The following is a 430-nucleotide window of genomic DNA, read 5'->3' as shown; positions in this document are numbered from 1 at the left end:
CTTAAATACATTCATCACTCGTTGCAAAACCGCTAGTGATTGCATTTCTTTTATATCCCACAACAGTATTGCCCATAATCCAAGCAGCCCTGTCGTAATCGCATAGGTGCGAAATCGAAAGACGAGCGGAATGATCGCCACACACGCTGCTATTTTTACATTTGCTGTTATCGAGCTCATTATAGCGTATTGATCCCATATCACGAGCAAAAAGGTGATAAACCCTGTATACGCGATCCAGCTGAATATTCGTGAATGCCATCGTTTAGCATAATAGCTTCCTACACTCGTTAAAAATAACAAGCCACCTATGAATAAGGACAGTTCCAGACTTAAATACATTCATCACTCGTTGCAAAACCGCTAGTGATTGCATTTCTTTTATATCCCACAACAGTATTGCCCATAATCCAAGCAGCCCTGTCGTAAT

Annotated in this window: 2 protein-coding genes; both read right to left on the bottom strand. The window is 40.9% G+C overall.

What is annotated here, in order from left to right; genetic code table 11:
- Positions 1–342: DUF3959 family protein (locus CK486_RS18600; RefSeq protein WP_141248935.1), on the bottom strand; the 342-nt coding region annotated here is incomplete at its 3' end.
- Positions 266–430 (bottom strand): DUF3959 family protein, encoded by a 165-nt coding sequence (locus CK486_RS18595; RefSeq protein ID WP_371915517.1) that lies wholly within the window; start codon positions 428–430, stop codon positions 266–268. The genes CK486_RS18600 and CK486_RS18595, both read right to left, overlap by 77 nt.

The organism is Pseudomonas sp. HAR-UPW-AIA-41, assembly GCF_002304225.1.
Lineage (GTDB): Bacteria > Pseudomonadota > Gammaproteobacteria > Pseudomonadales > Pseudomonadaceae > Aquipseudomonas.
Note: the sequence above shows the minus strand (reverse complement) of the source record. Positions and strands in the feature narration are given on the sequence as shown.